At 70.8% G+C, this 19,393-nt stretch carries 12 protein-coding genes; 8 read left to right on the plus strand and 4 right to left on the minus strand.

Annotation, left to right across the window (positions count from 1 at the left end):
- Positions 1-29: 29 nt before the first annotated feature.
- Positions 30-3,311: a tetratricopeptide repeat protein gene (locus tag ACIRNI_RS27430; RefSeq protein ID WP_403555345.1), complete on the minus strand. Its 3,282-nt coding sequence runs from the start codon at positions 3,309-3,311 to the stop codon at positions 30-32.
- A gap of 437 nt (positions 3,312-3,748) precedes the next feature.
- Between ACIRNI_RS27430 and ACIRNI_RS27435 the strand changes: the two genes are divergently transcribed.
- Genes ACIRNI_RS27435 through ACIRNI_RS27445 form a run of 3 tightly spaced genes read left to right on the plus strand, consistent with a single transcriptional unit; the run spans position 3,749 to position 7,702 of the window.
- A complete protein-coding gene (locus tag ACIRNI_RS27435) occupies positions 3,749-5,011 on the plus strand; it encodes a DUF3696 domain-containing protein (RefSeq protein WP_403555347.1) in 1,263 nt (420 codons plus the stop codon).
- Positions 5,001-6,026, plus strand: coding sequence for a hypothetical protein (locus ACIRNI_RS27440; RefSeq protein WP_403555349.1), 1,026 nt, complete (start codon positions 5,001-5,003; stop codon positions 6,024-6,026). Before ACIRNI_RS27435 ends, ACIRNI_RS27440 begins: the two co-directional genes overlap by 11 nt.
- Positions 6,027-6,061: 35 nt before the next feature.
- Positions 6,062-7,702: a DUF262 domain-containing protein gene (locus tag ACIRNI_RS27445; protein ID WP_403555351.1), complete on the plus strand. Its 1,641-nt coding sequence runs from the start codon at positions 6,062-6,064 to the stop codon at positions 7,700-7,702.
- Between the two features lie 503 nt (positions 7,703-8,205).
- Here ACIRNI_RS27445 and ACIRNI_RS27450 read toward each other — a convergent pair.
- On the minus strand, positions 8,206-8,772 hold the full coding sequence (locus tag ACIRNI_RS27450; RefSeq protein WP_403555353.1) for a Uma2 family endonuclease: 567 nt from the start codon (positions 8,770-8,772) through the stop codon (positions 8,206-8,208).
- A 196-nt stretch (positions 8,773-8,968) separates the two neighbouring features.
- Here ACIRNI_RS27450 and ACIRNI_RS27455 point away from each other — a divergent pair, with 196 nt between their 5' ends.
- The 5 genes from ACIRNI_RS27455 (at position 8,969) to ACIRNI_RS27475 (ending at position 17,858) form a co-directional block, all read left to right on the plus strand.
- The gene (locus tag ACIRNI_RS27455; protein WP_403555355.1) at positions 8,969-10,996 is read left to right on the plus strand and encodes a thioredoxin domain-containing protein; all 2,028 of its coding nucleotides are present in this window, start codon (positions 8,969-8,971) and stop codon (positions 10,994-10,996) included.
- 271 nt (positions 10,997-11,267) lie between these two features.
- On the plus strand, positions 11,268-12,524 hold the full coding sequence (locus ACIRNI_RS27460; protein ID WP_403555357.1) for a glycosyltransferase: 1,257 nt from the start codon (positions 11,268-11,270) through the stop codon (positions 12,522-12,524).
- A complete protein-coding gene (locus ACIRNI_RS27465; RefSeq protein WP_403555359.1) occupies positions 12,521-14,227 on the plus strand; it encodes an ArnT family glycosyltransferase in 1,707 nt (568 codons plus the stop codon). Before ACIRNI_RS27460 ends, ACIRNI_RS27465 begins: the two co-directional genes overlap by 4 nt.
- A complete protein-coding gene (locus ACIRNI_RS27470; RefSeq protein WP_403555361.1) occupies positions 14,224-15,417 on the plus strand; it encodes a glycosyltransferase in 1,194 nt (397 codons plus the stop codon). Before ACIRNI_RS27465 ends, ACIRNI_RS27470 begins: the two co-directional genes overlap by 4 nt.
- A gap of 50 nt (positions 15,418-15,467) precedes the next feature.
- Complete coding sequence (locus tag ACIRNI_RS27475; RefSeq protein WP_403555547.1) at positions 15,468-17,858, plus strand: galactose oxidase-like domain-containing protein; 2,391 nt, start codon at positions 15,468-15,470, stop codon at positions 17,856-17,858.
- Here ACIRNI_RS27475 and ACIRNI_RS27480 read toward each other — a convergent pair.
- Together ACIRNI_RS27480 and ACIRNI_RS27485 are read right to left on the minus strand one after the other, a co-directional pair.
- Positions 17,836-18,453 (minus strand): TetR/AcrR family transcriptional regulator, encoded by a 618-nt coding sequence (locus tag ACIRNI_RS27480; protein WP_403555363.1) that lies wholly within the window; start codon positions 18,451-18,453, stop codon positions 17,836-17,838. The genes ACIRNI_RS27475 and ACIRNI_RS27480 overlap by 23 nt on opposite strands.
- Before the next feature lie 31 nt (positions 18,454-18,484).
- Positions 18,485-19,162, minus strand: coding sequence for a hemolysin III family protein (locus ACIRNI_RS27485; protein ID WP_403555548.1), 678 nt, complete (start codon positions 19,160-19,162; stop codon positions 18,485-18,487).
- Positions 19,163-19,393 lie beyond the last annotated feature (231 nt).

Raw genomic sequence — 19,393 nt, forward strand, 5'->3', positions numbered from 1 at the left:
CCCAGTCGTGGTGGCCGCCGCGCAAGCGGTCAGCCCCGCGCGGTGTCCACCGGCACGCCCATCACCTCCCGCGCGTGCCGGTTCGGGGTGAGGCCCAGGGGCCACGGCTGCCAGGGGGACTCCAGGCGTATGCCCCGTTCCAGGACCAGCGACCAGGCCGTCAGGCAGTCCGACAGTTTGGGGTCGCGGGCCGGGTGCTTGGTGTCCAGCAGGTCGGACAGCTCCTGCTGGGCGACGACCGTGCCGACCTCCACGCCGCCGGGGGAGGCGTACGGCAGCAGCGTGCAGCGCAGGAAGCGGGCCCAGTCCGCGCCGCGGCGGTCGTCGTACGAGGCGAACAAGTCCGCCGCCTCGTCGCACAGGGCCAGCGCCTGCGGGGCGCGGCTGTTGCCCGCGTCGATGATGGCCAGTTCCAGGGAGGTCCACGCCTCGCCGTGGGGGACGCCGATGCGGCGGAAGTCCGCGCGGGCGTCCACCAGGAGCTGGCGGGCGAAGCCCGAGTTGCGGAGGTTGCCGGTCTGCGCGGCGCGCTGGTCGCGGGTGAGGCGGCCCGCGTGGTGGCGGGCGCAGGCCAGGCCGTACACGTCCCGCATCCGCGAGAACATCGCGCGCGCCCGCTCCAGATGCCGGACGGCCTCGTCGGTGTCGCCGTGCTCCTCCAGCGCCTGGCCCAGGTAGTAGAGGGTCCAGGCCTCGCCGCGTACGTCCTCGCTGTCACGGTGGCGTGCCAGCGCCGTGCGCAGCTGGTCCACCGCCGGGGCCGCGTCGCCGTCCACCAGCCGGGCCCGGCCCAGCTGGGTCAGCGCCCACGCCTCGCCCCGGTCGTCGTGCGTGCGGCCGTACAGGTCGAGGGCCGTGCGCAGGGCGGCTTCGGCGCGCTCCACGTCGCCCATCCGCAGGCGGACCTGGCCCAGTTGGAAGTCGGCCCACGCCTCACCGTGCAGCGACTCGTTCTCGCGGTGCAGCGCCAGGGAGGTGTCCAGCAGCCGCAGCGCCTCGGCGAGGTTCGCCCGGTCCCGCTCCACCGCCGCCAGCGCGTGCAAGGTCCACGCCCGGTCCGCCGCGAGCTCCGGCGCGGCCTGGAGCTCCAGCGCCTCGCGCAGCCGGGCCGCCGCCTCCGGGAGGTTGCCCTGGTGGTGCAGCGTGATGCCGAGCGAGCACAGCGCCAGCGCCGCGCCCGCGTCCTGCCGCGCCTCCTGGTACAGCGACACCACCGACGTCAGCGTCGTCCGCGCCGTGTCGAGCTCGCCGAGCTGGCGCGCCGCGATACCGGTGCGCCACCGCACCGACCGGACCAGCAGGCCCTGGTCGACCTCCTCCGTCAGCTGCTGGAGCTCGCCCAGCCGGTACAGGTCGCCGCGCAGCAGGCAGTAGTCGCACAGCGCGCCCAGCAGGTCCAGCACCGTCTGCCGGGAGACGCCCTCCGCCTGCCGCAGCGCCGCCGTGATGAACCCCGACTCGTCGTCCAGCCAGCGCAGCGCCGCGTCCAGCGACGCGAAGCCGTGCCCGTCGAAGCGGCCCCCGTGGCCGGCGCGCGTCGACATCTTGCCGTCCACCATGCGGATCACCGCGTCGGCCAGCTCCGCGTAGTGGCGGATCAGCCGCTCCTGCGCGGCCGCGATGTCCGCCGCGTCCTCCTCCTCGCGCAGCCGCGCAGCCGCGAACGCCCGCACCGCGTCGTGCAGCCGGAACCGGTCGCCCCGCACCTGGTCCAGCAGCCCCGCGTCCGCCAGCTCCCGGAGCCGCCCACGCGCCTCCGGCTCCTCCGCCTCCAGCAGCGCCGCGGCGGCCGCCGCCCCCAGGGAGGCGCGGCCCGCCAGCGCCAGGCGGCGCAGCAGCAGGCGCTGGTCGTGGGAGAGGTCGGTGGTGTAGCAGACCCTCAGGGCCCGCTCGACCGGGCCGCCCGGGCCGCCCGGGCCGCCCGGGTGCCGCTCCAGGAGCCGCGCCGCCTCCGCGGCCGGACGCGTGCCGAGCGCGGAACCCGCCACCCGCAGCGCCAGGGGGAGCCCGCCGCAGAGCTCCCGCAGCCGCTCCGTGGCCTCGGCGTCGTACGGGCCCGGCTCGGAGCCCTCGGCCGCCGCGCCCCGCAGCAACTCCTCGGTGCCCGCCTCGTCCAGGCCGCCCACCGGCAGGTGGCGCACCCACGCCGTTACGTCCTCGCCCAGGTCGAGGGGCTCACGCGCGGTCACCAGCACCAGGCCCTCGGACCGCTCCGGGATCAGCGTCCGCACCTGTGCGGGGTCGTGCGCGTCGTCCAGCACCACCGTGACCGGCAGCCCCGCCAGATGCTGGTGGTACAGCTCGGTCAGCCTGCGCACCTGCTGCTCCGCCGACGCCCGCTCGCGCGGCAGCAGCTGCTCGCGCGGCGCGCCCAGCCGGTTCAGCAGGTTCAGCAGCGCGTCCCGTGTCGCCAGCGGCGGCTCGTCGCCGCCCGCGCCGCGCAGGTCCACCAGGCACGCCCCGCGGAACAGGTCCCGCAGCCGGTGCGCCGCCCGTACGGCCAGCGCGGTGCGGCCCGCGCCCGGCTCGCCGTGCAGCACCACCACCGTCGGCCGGGTCTCCGTGGCCGCCCGCGCCGCGCGCACCCAGCGCTCGATCAGCTCCAGCTCGCCCCGCCGCCCCGCGAACGGCGCGTCCGGCTCCGGCAGCTGCCCGTACGACTGCTCCAGCGCGGCCCGCCGCCGGGCGATGGCGCTGCGGTCGAGCCCGCGCAGGGGCACCGCCTTCGGCTCCGGTTTCTCCAGCGCGGCCGCGGCCAGCATCCGCTGCTGGTCCAGGAACGGGCGGATGCCCCGGACCTCCAGCGCCGTCAGCCACTGCAGCCGCAGCTGCTCCGGGCCGCCCGGCTGCCCCAGCGCGCCCGCCCTGCGGTGCGCGGCCGGCCAGTGCCCCGCCGTCACCTTCAGCACCGTCGCCGCGGCCCCCGCCACCGCCACCACCGCGCCGGCGCCCAGCGCGGTGCCCGGCGCCGTGCCGAGCGCCAGGTCGGCCCCCACGGCCGCGGTCGCCGCCACCACCGTGACCAGCGCGGACGTGCTCACCGCCGGCCCCCGCAGCCGCGCCCCGAGAGTCAGCCGCCCCGCCTCCGCCTCCTCCAGGGCGTCCAGGGCCCGGACGTACGCCGCGTACTCCTCCGCCGCGCCCGCCGCCATCCCCTCCAGCGCGGCCCGCCCCCGCGCCAGCAGCACCGCGGCGTCGGCCCGCCCGCCCGAGCTCCGCACCTCCTCCTCCACGGCGCGCGCCAACAGCCGCTCCGCCTCGGCCCGATGGCCCTCCCGCAGCCCCGCCCCCTGCGCGTACGCGTCCCGCATGTACGTCCCCCTCCGCCGGCGTCCACGTCCCGTCAAGTGTCGGCCGTTCGGCTGATCGGCGCGAGGCCTGTGGACAACTTCGGGAGGGGACGGAGCTGTTGTTGGCTGCAGGTGATGACGATCGTGCCCATTGCAGGAGGTCTCAGGGCCGGACCCGCCCGTGGCCCTGGAGGAGCTGATCGGTCCGCTGCCCTTCCTGGAGCTCACGCTCATAGCCTCGCGCAGCACCGCTGCAGTCCAGGGGGAGGGGTTGTCGTGTGGAGGCTCACGGCCTTGCCGGATAGCTCGAACTCCGAAGCAGACGTCGACCATCTGTGCAGTGGGGAAGAGCGAAACTCGGGTGCCGAGCTGCCGCCGTCTGAGAGTATTGCCGCAGCCACGCCGACGGGCCGTTGGGGCGGCGTGCGCCGGACATGGTGTGAGCGAACGGAGCCCAGGTGTCGTTGGAGAGGTTCTCGCTGGAGAACTATCGCTGCTTCAAAGAGAAGCAGGAGGTGGAGCTCGGCAAGATCACCATCGTGCTGGGTCGTAACAATTCCGGCAAGAGCGCCGTCGTGCGAGCGCTCCCGCTGCTGTCCATCGGTATCCGCGGCGACTCCCCGTACCCTCTGGACCTGGATCTGATCCAGGGCTTCACCCCTTCGTTCACCGATCTGATCCACGGCTCGTCACCCCATGGGCATATTCGCCTGGGCGCATCGATCGGCATCGAGGGCGGCGAGGTAGTCAGTACCACCGCCGAGGTCCAGAACATCGCCAATCAGGGAACGCAGCTGGTTTCCTCGTTGGAGGTCTCCTGCGGGTCGGAGGTCGCGAACATCTCCTGGATCCGCGGCATAGACGCCTACTCTCCTGAGAAGCGCGCTTATCTTATCGACGGCCATGAGGGAAAAGTTGGTTTTCGCGGGCTGCTGCCGGATCCGGCCGACTGGCCGGACTCCGTCGGTGGTGTCAGCGGCGTCACTGGGCTCATTCGGGAAGGCTTCGACGAGATCCGGTATCTGGGTCCGTTCAGGAAGAGCCCGGAGCGTTTCTTCCGGTCTCCGGCCAAAACCCTGGGCAGCGTCGGCTATCGGGGCGAGAGGGCGCTCGGCATGCTCGCCGCGGACGAGGTGTACGGGCGCGGTCTGATCGGCCGTGAGGTGAACACCCTGCTGGAAAGCATCCTGCCCTGGTGGCGCCTCGAAGTCACCGACGTCGGCTCCGGGATGTACATCCCCAAGCTGCGTTCCCTGCGCGACCCCGATCTCGTCGTCCACATCGACGACGTCGGCACCGGTGTGGTCCAGTTCCTGCCGATAGTGATCCAGCGGGCCGCGGATCGCGCGGAACCGCCCGCCGGGCCGGTGATCGAGATCGTGGAGGAGCCCGAACTCCATCTCCACCCTTCGGCGCACGCCGCGATCGCCGATCTCTACGTCGACGCCGTGCAGGAGTCGCAGGTGCGCTTCCTGGTGGAGACGCACAGCGAGAACTTCCTCCTCAGGCTGCGCCGGCGGGTCGCGGAGCGGAAGCTGGCGCCGGAGGACGTGAAGATCTACTTCGTTGAGCAGGCCGAGGGGGCCGCCACCCTGCGGAAGATCGAGGTGGACGCTCTCGGCAACCTCGACTACTGGCCGCGGGGGGTCTTCGCGGAGGACTTCGAGGAGGCGCGCGCCCTCGCGGACGCGCAGGCGAATCGGATCGACGATGCGCGTTGAGATTCCTGTCGACCTGCTGAAGGGCCGTCAGGGCGACGAGAACGCGGAGCTCATATTGAAGCTGATCGCGTTCTTCAGGGAGGCGCGGCACGAGTGGGCTATCTCCCCGCGTGATGTGGACGCCGTCCATGCGTTCCTGGAGCGTCACCTCCCGGTCCTGGCGCAGAGCTACCTGCTGCTCGCGCAGAAGGCGAGCATGGCGCAGGTCTGGGCGCCGCACGAGGGGACCGCGGGCGTGGTCAGGGTGGCCAGCGAGACGCTCACGGCGGACATCCGTGACCTGGAGCGGCCGGCCGTGCTGGTCGTGGAGAACGCGATCTATGACTGGCAGATGATCGAGGCGCTCGCGCGACTGCTCGGCTGCGAGGACGTCATCGACGCTAAGGCGGGGAGTCGCCTCGGTGTGTACAACGGAGGTGGCAAGGACGGGGCGGCCCGGCACGCCGTCGACCAGGCCGCGCAGTTCTCCCGTACCAAGCGTGTGGTCCTCGTCATCGACAGCGACAGCTTCCACCCCAAGGACCGGACCGGCAATCACGAGAAGGCCGAAGCCGCGGCCCGCGAAGGCGTGAGTGCGCACGTCCTCAGCTTCCGGGAGATGGAGAACTACATTCCCAACCGGGTCCTGGCCCGGCAGCCGAATAGGACCGTCGGAATGTCCTCCATGGCAAAGCGCCTGGAGTCCCTCAAGGCCTTGTCGCCCGACCAGCGCGCCCATTTCGACATGAAGCATGGTTTCAAAGGGAAGCCGCAGAAGGGTGCCGACCAGAAGGGGCGCCACTCCAAGAAGGCGGGGACCACCTACGCCGTCCCGCCGCGCCACGGTGATCTGTACGACGAAGTAGCGGAGCATGATCTCATCACCCTCCAGGAGGGATTCGGAACGGACTTACCGAGTCTGTTCCTGCAAGAGGTAATGCGCGGCGGCATATCGGAGCGGGACCTGGACGGTCTGGGCCCTGGAGTGAAACAGGAATTGCGATCGATGTTCGAAACGATTCGGGGCGTGATCTGAGCATGGGAGATGCCGAGGCGGTCAAGGAAATCTCAGTGACGCCGGAGGTCCACTTCCTGGAACAGATCTTGGAGCGGATCGCGCAGGGTGAGCTGCGGGTGCCGAAGTTCCAGCGACCGTTCCTGTGGCGCCCCGAGCAGATGCTTCAGCTCTTCGACAGCATGGAGCGTGGCTACCCCATCGGAAGCCTGCTCATCTGGGAGACCACCATGCCGCTCGAAAGCCTCGACACCATCGGTGGGCGCCGCATTCCGCAGGCACCGGAGGGAGCGAAGGTCGCCTACGTCCTGGACGGTCATCAGCGGCTCTCGACGCTTTTCGGCGTCCTTCACCGCTCGGCCGACGCCCCGCGGTCCGAGCGCCAGGAGGACTGGATGTGGTGGGTCTACCGACCGCTCGTCCGAACGGAACACGACGGCGTGCGCTACCGCCACTGGAAGAGCGGCGAGGAGGTGCCCAGCGACTTCCTGCCCATGCGGTCCGTGCTGAGGACACTGGACTTCCTCGAATATGCGCGGAAGCTGTTCGATGTCTCCACTTCTAGGGAGGAGGCCGACCGCCTCACTAGGGAGAGTGAGCGCGTCGCGAAGCGGGTGAAGAACTACAAGGTCTCCGTGGTGCGCATGGAGGGCGGCACTCTCCAGCAGTCCATGGAGGTCTTCTCCAGGATCAACACCAGCGGTCAGAGGATGCGTTCAGACCAGATGGTCTCCGCACTGACCTACGGGACCATCGGCTCGGAGACGCTCAGCGACAAGATGGAGGAGATCAGGGGGCGGATCGCCGCTTCGGGCTTCGGCGAGATCCCGATCATGACGATCTTCCAGACCGTCCTCGCGCTGTCCGGCGAGGAGGACGTATATGGGGACACCTCCTGGGAGACGATGGCCCGCAAGGTCCAGGGTCAGCTCACGACCGCGGTGGAGGACACCGACCTGATCCTCCAGCAGGTGGTCGAGTTCCTGCGGGAGGAGGTCCGGGTCCCGCTGGCTCGCCTGGTTCCCTACAACATCCAGATCATGCTGCTCGCCGTCTTCTTCCACTTCTCCGACAAGGTCGAAGCGGAGCAGCGGGTCAAGCTCCGGCACTGGTTCTGGACCACGTCCCTGGCGGGCACCTTCGCCGGGTCCACCACCACCCAGGTCCGGAAATTCATCACGGAGATGAAGGCCTTCGCCCAGGGCAAGGGCGGGCTCAGCTACTCCGCTGAGCGGGCCCGCTCCTTCCCCGAACGCTTCGACCTGCGCAGCGCGCGCGTGCGCGCCTACCTCCTCTGGGATCTGCAGACGTTCCCGGACCGGAAGAACCTCGACGGCGGCACCGCCAACGTGCTGGAACAGCTGGCGACGGCGCACAGCGAGACCTATCGACACGTCATCACCCAGAGCGGGGTCCCCGGGGCTTCCAGTCCCGCCAACCGGATCGTCATGACGACGCCGCCGGGTGTGTCGATCCGGCAGGCGCTCATCAGGCTCGCGGAGGAGGGGCGGACTGACATCCTGGACTCGCACGGAGTCAGCCTCGCATCCATCGAGCACCTCAAGGCCGACGCGTTCACCGAGTTCATCCTCGCCCGGCAGCACGAACTGGCGGCGCGGGAGCGGCAGTTCATCGAGAGCCTGGGTATCAAGTCGGCCGACAAGGAGGTCGGCGAGGCCGACATCGACACCGAGTGAGGGGTAGCGAGTCCAGGCTTGTACAGCCTCGAAGGCGCAACGCGGCTTTCCTGCCCTGGAGCCAGCATGGCGTTCACCACATACTTGAGCCCTGCTTGAACCGACATGGCTGTGCGGGATGCCTCTCCATCGTCCCGCACGGCCAGGATCATCACACGACCTTCTACGCTCGACTCGTGAGAGTCGGCCCACCTTTCCGTGCCCTCCTGTATCGCCGTCGACGGTGACGTCAGCCCGTTAGCAGTGTTGATGAACTGCAACTGAATACCAGGACGTGGCTCGCTTTTTTGGGCGGCTGCCCTGTTGGCGCTACCGTCTGCCCACGTGTGCCCTTGAGTAGTTCTTGACCGGGTGCGGCTGAACGCTCGTGTGCGAGCTGGAGTCGCATCTGCACGTGGTGCATCTGGTCCGTAGCCGGAGAATGTCCTGATGAGTCTGCGAAAAAACACCCGTGAGGCGGGTGCGGATGGTCAAGCGTCGATAGCGGGCGGCTTCTCGGTGCCTTACAAGAGACCGAGATCGACCGTGATGGAGAAAGGTGCGGTGGCCTTCACCATGCCGGTGAACACCTCGCCGTCCCGGTAGGCCCTGGTAGCGGGATCCAGAACGTACGTGTAGACGATCGGGAGCCCGGTGGCGGCCTGCTCGACCCGCCAGTAGAAGGGAATGCCGGCCTTGGCGTACTGGTCCACCTTCACGATCCGGTCCGTGGTCTCCGAGCCGGGCGACACGACCTCGACGACCAGCAGTACGTGCTCGGGGCGGGTGGGTGTGAGGTCGATGGTCTCTGCCCGGTAGACGATGACGTCAGGGCGGCGGTTGGTGAGCGGAACGTCCTGCAGGCGGACGTCGAAGTCCGTGTCCGCGTTCCAGTCAGGGCCTGCAGCTGCGTCCAGGGCATTGGCCAGGATCCTCGCCAGCCGGTTGTGCCGTTTGGAGGCGCTCGGGCTCACGACGACCATCCCGTCCACGATCTCGATGCCGGCGCACTGCTCCTCGGACCAGGAGTCGTACTGCTCCGCGCTGATCTGCGAATGCATCCACGCGGGCGCCACCATCTCGGCGGTCATGGTGTACCTCCTTCGAGGAGCCTCGGCAGGTCCAGCGCTGCTGCGCCCAGCCTACTGTTCCGAGGTGCCAGGCCGCCCGCTCCGGAGGGAGGTGGAGTTGCCACCACGAGATGGACCAGGAGTGCAATTCGACCGAGCGAGGCGGGCGCGTGAGGGTCTCGCCGGTCGCGCCAGGCGCTGTGAGAGGCTGGATCGTATGAACCGGTTGGCTGGTATGACCTCGCCTTATCTGCTTCAGCACGCCGACAATCCGGTCGACTGGTGGCCGTGGGGACCCGAAGCGTTCGAGGAGGCGAAACGGCGCGATGTCCCCGTTCTGCTGTCGGTCGGATACTCTGCGTGTCATTGGTGTCACGTCATGGCGCACGAATCCTTCGAGGACGACGCCACCGCCGCGTACCTCAACGCGCACTTCGTGCCCGTCAAGGTCGACCGCGAGGAGCGGCCGGACGTCGACGCCGTGTACATGGAGGCCGTGCAGGCCGCCACCGGGCAGGGCGGCTGGCCCATGACGGTGTTCCTGACGCCCGACGCGGAGCCGTTCTACTTCGGTACGTACTTCCCGCCCGAGCCGCGGCACGGCATGCCGTCCTTCGTCCAGGTCCTCGAAGGCGTACGGGTCGCGTGGACGGACCGGCGCGAGGAGGTCGGGGAGGTCGCGGGGAACATCGTGCGCGAGCTGTCCGGGCGCTCGCTCGCGTTCGGCGGGGCCGGAGTGCCCGGTGAGCAGGAGCTGGCGCAGGCGCTGCTGGGGCTGACCCGGGACTACGACGCGCGGCACGGCGGGTTCGGCGGGGCGCCGAAGTTCCCGCCGTCCATGGTGGTCGAGTTCCTGCTGCGGCACCACGCGCGCACCGGGGCCGAGGGCGCGCTGGAGATGGCGGTCCACACGTGCGAGGCGATGGCGCGCGGCGGGATCTACGACCAGCTCGGCGGCGGCTTCGCCCGCTACTCGGTGGACCGCGAGTGGGTCGTGCCCCATTTCGAGAAGATGCTGTATGATAATGCACTTTTGTGCCGTGTGTACGCGCACCTGTGGCGGGCCACCGGCAGCGACCTGGCCCGCCGGGTGGCGCTGGAGACGGCCGACTTCATGGTGCGCGAACTGCGCACCACCGAGGGCGGCTTCGCCTCCGCGCTCGACGCCGACAGTGACGACGGCACCGGCAAGGTCGTCGAGGGCGCGTACTACGCGTGGACGCCCGAGCAGCTGCGTGAGGTGCTGGGCGAGGAGGACGCCGCCCACGCCGCGCGGTACTTCGGCGTCACCGAGGAGGGCACCTTCGAGCACGGCTCCTCCGTCCTGCAACTGCCGCAGGACGCGGGGCTCGACGACGCCGAGCGCGTCGCGCGCATCCGGCGGCGGCTGCTCGACGCGCGGGACCGGCGGTCCCGGCCCGGCCGGGACGACAAGATCGTCGCCGCCTGGAACGGCCTCGCGATCGCCGCGCTCGCCGAGACCGGCGCCTTCTTCGACCGGCCCGACCTCGTCGAGCGCGCCACGGAGGCCGCCGACCTGCTCGTACGGCTCCACATGGACAGCTCGGCGCGGCTCGCCCGCACCTCCAAGGACGGCCACGTGGGCGCCAACGCCGGCGTGCTGGAGGACTACGGCGACGTGGCGGAAGGATTCCTCGCCCTGGCCGCGGTCACCGGCGAGGGCGTGTGGCTGGAGTTCGCCGGGTTCCTGCTGGACATCGTGCTGGACCGCTTCACCGGCGAGGGCGGCGAGCTGTACGACACGGCCCACGACGCCGAGCGGCTCATCCGCCGCCCGCAGGACCCCACCGACAACGCCGCCCCGTCCGGCTGGACCGCCGCCGCCGGGGCCCTCCTCGCGTACGCCGCCCACACCGGTTCCGAGGCCCACCGGACCGCCGCCGAGCGGGCCCTCGGCGTGGTGAAGGCGCTCGGGCCGCGCGCGCCGCGCTTCATCGGCTGGGGGCTGGCCGTCGCCGAGGCGCTGCTCGACGGGCCGCGCGAGGTCGCGGTCGTCGGCGGGCCGGACGCGGAGGAGGCCCGTGCGCTGCACCGCGCGGCGCTGCTCGGGACCGCGCCGGGGGCCGTGGTGGCCTTCGGACGGCCGGGCGCCGGGGACGAGTTCCCGCTGCTCAGGGACCGGCCGCTGATCGACGGGCGGCCCGCCGCGTATGTGTGCCGGCACTTCGTCTGCGACGCGCCTACCACGGACGTGGCCGAACTCGAGCGGAAACTGTCCAACTGACCACGAAAATAATGTTTTTATCGGGATAGCCCCTGAGTGTCAGTCCCGGCCTCTATTCTCATGTGCACGAGGAGTTGAGGAGACTCCGCGCACGTTCTGGGGAGGGCGTGTGCGGATGTCGATCACGGGCGTCGACGGCCAGGGGGGTCCTGCCGCGATCCGCCCCGAAAAGCTGCTTTTCGATCCGGGGATCGACCACCGCCGCGGTGGCGCGCGCCGCTCCTGACCCGCGCGCCCGCGTCACCGCGGCAGGTCCGAGGGGGGACCTTCCGTGCTGCTATCGCTGTTCGTCGCTGCCGTTTCGCTGGCGCTGTTCTGGATGGCCGCGTTCACGCTCTGGTGGCAGATGCACGCCTGGCGTACGCCCGAGACGCTCGCCGCCACCCGATTCGCCCGACCGGACGGCCAACAGGGCCTGTCCTTCTCGCTGCTGCTGCCCGCCCGGCACGAACAGCTGGTCCTGGAGCACACCATCGACCGGCTCCGGGAGTCCAGCCACCGCGACTTCGAAATCATCGTGATAGTCGGCCACGACGATCCGCAGACCGCCGAGGTCGCCGAGCGGGCCGCCGCCCGCGACCCCGGGCGCGTACGCGTCGTGGTCGACACCCACGAGACCAAGAACAAACCCAAGGCGCTCAACACCGCCCTGCCGTACTGCCGGGGCGACGTCGTCGGCGTCTTCGACGCCGAGGACCAGGTCCACCCCGAGCTGCTCGCCCACGTGGACCACGCCTTCACCGCCACCGGCGCCGACGTCGTCCAGGGCGGCGTCCAGCTGATCAACTTCCACTCCAGCTGGTACTCCCTGCGCAACTGCCTGGAGTACTTCTTCTGGTTCCGCTCCCGCCTCCACCTCCACGCCGCCAAGGGCTTCATCCCGCTCGGCGGCAACACCGTCTTCGTCCGCACCGACGTGCTGCGCGAGGCGGGAGGCTGGGACCAGAACTGCCTCGCCGAGGACTGCGACCTGGGCGTACGCCTCTCCAGCACGGGCAAGAAGGTCGTCGTCGCGTACGACGCCGACATGGTCACCCGCGAGGAGACCCCCGGCACCCTCGTCAGCCTGCTCAAACAGCGCACCCGCTGGAACCAGGGCTTCCTCCAGGTCTACCGCAAGAAGGACTGGCGCGAACTGCCCACCCTCGGGCAGCGGATGCTCGCCCGCTACACCCTCATGACGCCGTTCATGCAGGCCTTCACCGGCGTCATCATCCCGCTCAACGCCGCGATCGCCCTCTTCCTCGACGTGCCCGTCGGGGTCGCCTTCATCACCTTCCTGCCGATGATCACCGCCCTGGTGACCTTCGTCTTCGAGATCGTCGGACTGCACGACTTCGGCCGCCAGTACGGCCTGCGCGTGCGGTTGGTCCACTACCTGAAGCTCATCGCCGGCGGCCCCTTCTACCAGCTGCTGCTGGCGGGCGCGGCCGTCCGCGCGGTCTGGCGCGAACAGCGCGGCCGCAACGAATGGGAGCTCACCAGCCACGTCGGCGCGCACCTCGTCCGGGAAGAGGCCACCCGATGACCGCGACCCTGCCCGCCGCGAGCCCCCCGGCCCCCGTGGCTCCCGAGGCCCCCGCGCCCCCGGCGCCGCGCCCCGACAAGAGACGGCTCGTCACCCGGCCCGTCGTCCGCTTCCGCAGCTCGCGCCCCGACCTGGTGCTGTGCGGTGTCCTGCTCGTCGCGATCCTGCTCGTCCAGGGCTGGAACATCCAGCAGTACCCCACCCTCAGCGACGACGAGGGCACCTACCTCGCCCAGGCCTGGGCCGTGCAGAACGGCCGCGGACTCGCCCACTACACCTACTGGTACGACCACCCGCCGCTCGGCTGGATGCAGATCGCCGCCCTCACCTGGATCCCGTCGCTCCTCGCCCCCGAGTCGATGACCGTCGCCTCCATGCGCTTCGCGATGCTGCTGGTCGCCGCCGCCTCCGCCGTGATGCTGTACGTGCTGGCGCGCCGCCTGTGGCTGCCGCGCTGGGCCGCCGGCCTCGCCATGGCGCTGTTCGGGCTGTCCCCGCTCTCCGTCGTCCTGCAGCGGGAGATCTTCCTCGACAACCTCGCCGTGATGTGGATGCTGCTGGCCTTCTGCCTCGCCGCCTCGCCCAGCCGCCACCTCTGGCACCACTTCGGGGCCGGGCTCGCCGCCGCCGTCGGCGTCCTCACCAAGGAGACGATGCTCGTCGTCCTGCCGGCGCTGCTGGTGACGATGTGGCGCCACAGCCACCGCGACACCCGCAAGTTCGCCGTCACCGGCGCCATCACGGCCTGCGTGCTGATCGGCCTCACCTACCCGCTCTTCGCGCTCCTCAAGGGCGAGCTGCTGCCCGGCGCCGGACACGTGTCGCTGTGGGAGGGCATCACGTACCAGATGAGCCGCCCCGGCTCCGGCTTCATCCTCACCGAGGGCACCGGCTCGCACGGCGTCCTGGAATCCTGGCTCTACTACGACCGGGTCCTGCCGCTCGGCGGCCTCGCCGGCGCCGCCCTGCTCCTGGCCACCATCCGCTGGTCGGTCACCGCGCGGGCGCTCGCCGGACCCGCGCTCGCGGTCGCCATCCTGGCGCTCGTCGCGATGCGCCCCTCCGGCTACCTGCCCGCCATGTACGTCATCCAGGCGCTGCCCTTCCTCGCCCTGGTGCTGGCCGGGGGAGCGGCGAGCATCGCCCACGCCGTCCTGCGCAAGGGCCGCCCGCTGCCGAAGCTGCTGCCCGTGCGCCGGACGGCCGCCGTCCTGCTCGCGGCCGCCGCCGCGGTGTACGTCGTCCCGCGCTGGTACGACGGCGACCGCACCGCCATGACCGCCGACGCCAACGCCCCCTACCGGGCGGCCGCCTCCTGGCTCGCCCGCGAGGTCCCCGACCCGGCGCGCACCCGCGTGCTGGTCGACGACGCGCTCTGGCTCGACCTGGTCCACACCGGGTACCAACCCGGGCTCGGTGCCATCTGGTTCTACAAGGCCGACCTCGACCCGGCGGTGACGAGGACCATGCCCGACGGCTGGCGGGACCTGGACTACGTCGTCGCCTCCCCGACCGTACGGCGCGACGCGCGTGACCTGCCCAACGTCAAGGCGGCGCTGGAGCATTCGACGCCGGTCGCCACCTTCGGCGAGGGCGAGGAACGGATCGAGATCCGGAAGATCGGCGACGACCGGAGCGCCGGGGCCCGGACCACCGAAGACCGGACCGAAGAGGCCCGGACCACCGGAGCGGAGGCCCCTTGACCATCCAGCCCACCGGCGCCGAGCGAGTCGCCCCGGTCACCGGGGACCTACCCCGGCCGGGAGCCCTCACCGGCGTCACCGTCGTCATCCCCACCTTCAACGAATCCGCCAACGTACGGGAGCTGCTGCGCCGCATCGCCGACGCCGTGCCCCACCGCGTCCCGTGCGAGGTCGTCTTCGTCGACGACTCCACCGACGACACCCCCGCCGTGATCGCCGACGCCGCGCGGGACTGCGCCTTCCCCGTCTCCGTCCTCCACCGCGACACCCCCGTGGGTGGCCTCGGCGGCGCCGTCGTCGAGGGCATCAAGGCCGCCACCGCCGAGTGGGTCGTCGTCATGGACGCCGACCTCCAGCACCCGCCCGCCCTCGTCCCCGAGCTCCTCGCCACCGGCGAGAAGGAGGACGCCGACCTGGTCGTCGCCAGCCGCTACCTGCCCGGCGGCAGCCGCGCCGGACTGGCCGGCGGCTACCGCGTCGCCGTCTCGCGCGGGGCCACCTGGCTCGCCAAGGGGCTGTTCCCGCGCGCCCTCGCCGGCATCAGCGACCCGATGAGCGGCTTCTTCGCCATCCGGCGCGGCGCGGTCACCGCGGACGCCCTCAAGCCCCTCGGCTACAAAATCCTGCTGGAGCTGGCCGTACGGTGCCGGCCGGCCGGCGTCGCCGAGGTGCCGTTCGTCTTCGAGGAGCGGTACGCCGGCGAGTCCAAGTCCACGGCGAAGGAAGGCCTGCGGTTCCTGCGCCACCTCGTCGAGCTGCGCACCGCCTCGCCGCTCGCGCGCATGGTCGCCTTCGGACTGATCGGCCTCACCGGCTTCGTACCGAACCTCGCCGCCCTGTACGTCCTGACCGGTGCCGCCGGGGTGCACTACCTCCCGGCCGAGATCCTCGCCAACCAGCTCGGCGTCGCCTGGAACTTCCTCCTCATCGAGGTGCTGCTCTTCCGCGACCGCCGCCACCACCGCCACTGGGCCGACCGCGTCGGCCGCTTCGCGCTCCTCGCCAACGCCGACCTCGTCCTGCGCATACCCCTGATCGCCCTGTTCGTCGGGCAGTTCCACCTGGCGGTGCTGCCCGCCACCGCCCTCGCGCTGCTGACCACCTTCGTCCTGCGGTTCGCGGGGACGGAGGCGCTGGTCTACCTTCCGCGCACCGCGCGCCGGGCCCGTACAGGAAGGAACGTCCGTTGACACCGACCCCTCGACGACGGCGCGGAGCGGCGCTGCTGGCCATCGGCGCCATGACCTCCGGCCTGCTCCTGGCCGCCCAGCCCCCGGCCGCCGCCGGGATCAACCTCATCAAGAACCCCGGCTTCGAGACCCCCGGCACCGGTCACGACGGCATGCCGTCCTGCTGGTCCAAGTCCGGCTGGGGGAACAACGACGTCACCTTCACCACGACCACGGACGCCCACACCGGCACCGGCGCCATGAAGGTGGAGCTGACCCGCCGCGTCGACGGCGACCACAAGGCCCTCATCACCGAGTCCGACGCCTGCGCCCCGCCCGTCGTCGCCGACCGGCAGTACGACCTGTCCCTCTGGTACAAGTCGACGACCCCCGACACGGCGATCACCCTCTTCCGGCATGACACGGACGCCGGCTGGCAGTACTGGACCGACCTCAAGACCCTTCCGATGGCGGGCGCGTACACCCGCGCCGAGGTGCGCACGCCCGCCGTGCCGCCGGGCACGGACCGCATCGCCTGGGGCGTCTCCGTCTTCGGCACCGGCAGCGTCACGACCGACGACTACGTGATGGAGGAGGTCGCGGCCCCCGCCCCCGACCCCGTCTGCACGGGCACCGCCGAGGAGTGCGCGAAGGGCAAGTGGGAGGTGCTGGGCGTCAAGAACCCGGTCCGCTCCATGCACTCGGTCGTGCTGCACAACAGCAAGGTGCTGCTGATCGCGGGCTCCGGCAACGACCCGGAGATGTTCAAGGCCGGCACCTTCACCTCCGCCGTCTACGACCCGGCCAACGGCTCCTTCAAGACCATCCCGACCCCCGTCGACATGTTCTGCGCCGGCCATGTGCAGCTGTCCGACGGCCGGGTGCTGGTCATGAGCGGCAACAAGGGCTATCCGTCCGCCGACGGAAAGATCGGCTACCAGGGCCTGAAGGACTCGTACGTCTTCGACCCGGCGACCGAGTCGTACATCAAGACGAACGACATGCACGACGGGCACTGGTACCCGTCGGCGACGATCCTGGGCAACGGCGACGTGATCTCCTTCGGCGGCCTGAAGGAGGACTCCACCGGCAATGTCACGGCGGAGAAGTTCTCCGCCGCGCAGAACAAGTGGCTGCCGGTCAACGAGGTCAAGCAGACCTGGTCGTACTGGGGCCTGTACCCGTCGATGATCCTCATGCAGGACGGCCGGTTGTTCTACTCCGGCAGCCACACCTTCGGCAACGGCACCCCCGGCACCGGCGCCTCCATCTACGACTACGACAAGAACACCATCACCGACGTGCCGGGCCTGCGGAACAAGGACGAGCGCGACGAGTCCGCCAGCGTGCTGCTGCCCCCGGCGCAGGACCAGCGGGTCCTGACCATCGGCGGCGGCAACAACGAGCGCAACCCCGCCGCCAACCGCCTCACCGACATCATCGACCTCAAGCAGCCCAACCCGGCCTACGTCGCCGGCCCGCCCATCCCGCAGGGCCTCGTCGACCAGGGCGCCGGCAAGCGCCCGCAGACCGGCGACGAGGGCAAGATGTACGTGTCGGCGGTGCTGCTGCCCGACGGCAAGGTCCTGGAGACCGGCGGCGCGCTGCACGACCGGGCCGACCCGGTGTACGAGGCGTCGCTTTTCGACCCGGCCACCGACACCTACCAGGCGGGCATGGCCGCCGACCCGGTCCCGCGCGGCTACCACTCCTCGGCGTTCCTGCTGCCCGACGGCCGGGTGATGGCGGTCGGCGACAACCCCGGCAACGGCTCGTACAACCACGACGTGTCGGTCTACACGCCGCCGTACCTGCTCAAGGGCCCGCGTCCGAAGATCACCTCGGTCATCGACAGCCGCTGGAACTACGGCGACACCCAGCGGATCACGGTCGACCGGCCGATCGCCAAGGCGGAGCTGATCCGCCCGGCCGCCGTCACCCACTCCTCCGACCCCAACCAGCGCTTCGTCGACCTGCCGCTGTCCGTCATCGACGACCGGACCGTCGACCTGAACGTCACCGGGAACCCGAACCTCGCCCCGCCCGGCTGGTACATGCTCTTCGCGGTCGACGCCAACGGCATCCCGTCCATCGCCCAGTGGGTGCACCTCGGCGGACCCGCGGCGATGGCGGCGGAGGCGGAGAAGTCGGCGCACGTCCACGACTTCGCCGGCGACCTCGCCGCCGCGCCGAAGGAGCCGCTGAAGAAGCGGGACGCCGCTCCGGTCAGCCCGCGGATCGCGGGGTGCGACCGGCACTACGGCTCGGCCGGGGTGTGCGTGCCGACGGCGTTCCCGGCGTCGGTGAAGGCGACGACGAAGGCCCGCTGCGACTGGCTGGCGGCGCACGACTACGGCCGCCTGAAGGTCAACGGCAAGGACGACCCGCTGCGGCTCGACCCGAACCGGGACGGCCTGGCCTGCGGAAAGGGGGACTCCGCTACAGCGAAGGGCCGCCGCTGAGCGTGTCGAACGCACGGTCGATGAGCGCGATCGGATCGTCCCGCTGATCGCGCTCCGCCCAGTGCAGCAGCACCTCGCGCAGAGCGCCCATGACGGCGGCGGTGAAGACCCGCACCTCGAGGTCGTCCGCCGCCCGCCCGGTGCGGTCGGCGAGAACACGGGACAGCAGCTGGGAGGTCTCGGCCATGGTCTCGGTCATCCGGGCGCGTACGGCCGGGACCTCCACCAGCAGCCGGGCGCGCTGCCGCACCTCGTCCGGCTCGTGCTCCAGGAGGTCGGCCGCGGCCCGCGTGATCACAGCACGGAGCGACCGCAGCGGCTCCTCGCCGGCGGGCCGGGCGCGCAGCGCCGCCTCGATGACCGGGTCGTACTCGTCCGTGAGGACGATGTCCTCCTTCGCCGGGAAGTACCGGACGACCGTGCTGGGCGAGACCTCCGCCGCCTGGGCGATCTGCTCGATGGTGGTCGCCTCGTACCCCCGCTCGGCGATCAGCCGGTAGGTGGCCCTTCTGATCGCGATGCGGGTCTTGAGCTTCTTGCGCTCCCGCAGGCCCAGGGGCTGGTGCGCGGCGAAGGGCGAGGTGCGGGCGGCCATGGAACTCATTGTTCCGGTCATTCTTCCGGCGTTACGCGTGCTGGTACGCCACCAGCGAGATCCCCACGTAGTGGGCGATGAACGCCGCCAGCGTGAGCGAGTGGAACACCTCGTGGAAGCCGAACCACCGCGGTGACGGGTTCGGCCGCTTGATGCCGTACACCACGCCGCCCGCGCTGTAGAGAAGGCCGCCGACGACCACCAGGACCAGCACGGCGACGCCGCCCTTGTGCAGGAAGTCCGGCAGGAAGAAGACGGCCGCCCAGCCCATCGCGATGTAGCACGGCGTGTACAGCCAGCGCGGGGCGCCGACCCAGAACACCCGGAACGCGATCCCCGCCACCGCAGCCGCCCAGATCGCCCACAGCAGCACCCGCCCGGTGGAGTCGGGGAGGAGGAGCAGCGTCAGCGGGGTATAGGTGCCCGCGATGATCAGGAAGATGTTGGCGTGGTCGAGCCGCCGCAGCACGGCGGTGGCGCGCGGACCCCAGTCGCCCCGGTGGTACAGCGCGCTCACACCGAACAGCGCGCACGCGGTCAGGGCGTACACGCCGCACGCGATCCGGCCGCGGGTGGAGTCCGCGAGCGCGGTCAGGACGATGCCCGCGATCAGGGCGGCGGGGAACATCCCGGCGTGCAGCCAGCCACGCAGCTTCGGCTTCAGCACGCTCTGTGTTATCTCGGTCACGTCGTCAGGCACCTCGGGCATGGCCGCTGCAGTCATGCCGGAATGCTACCGACGCCTCCGTAGGTGGGGTGTTGGAGACCGATGAGGGAGGTGTGGGGGTGCAATGAGTGGCAATGCTCACGTGAGAGGCCCTCTGGACATATGCGCACCGGACGCGGATGATCAGATGAGTGCGGTCGGCACCGGATGAGCGCCAGGAGATCAATGCCGTGAAGCATCCGGGTCGCAGCCCCCACGGGGCAGACAACCTCA

This window comes from Streptomyces sp. NPDC093546 (genome assembly GCF_044765045.1).
Taxonomy (GTDB): Bacteria; Actinomycetota; Actinomycetes; order Streptomycetales; family Streptomycetaceae; genus Streptomyces.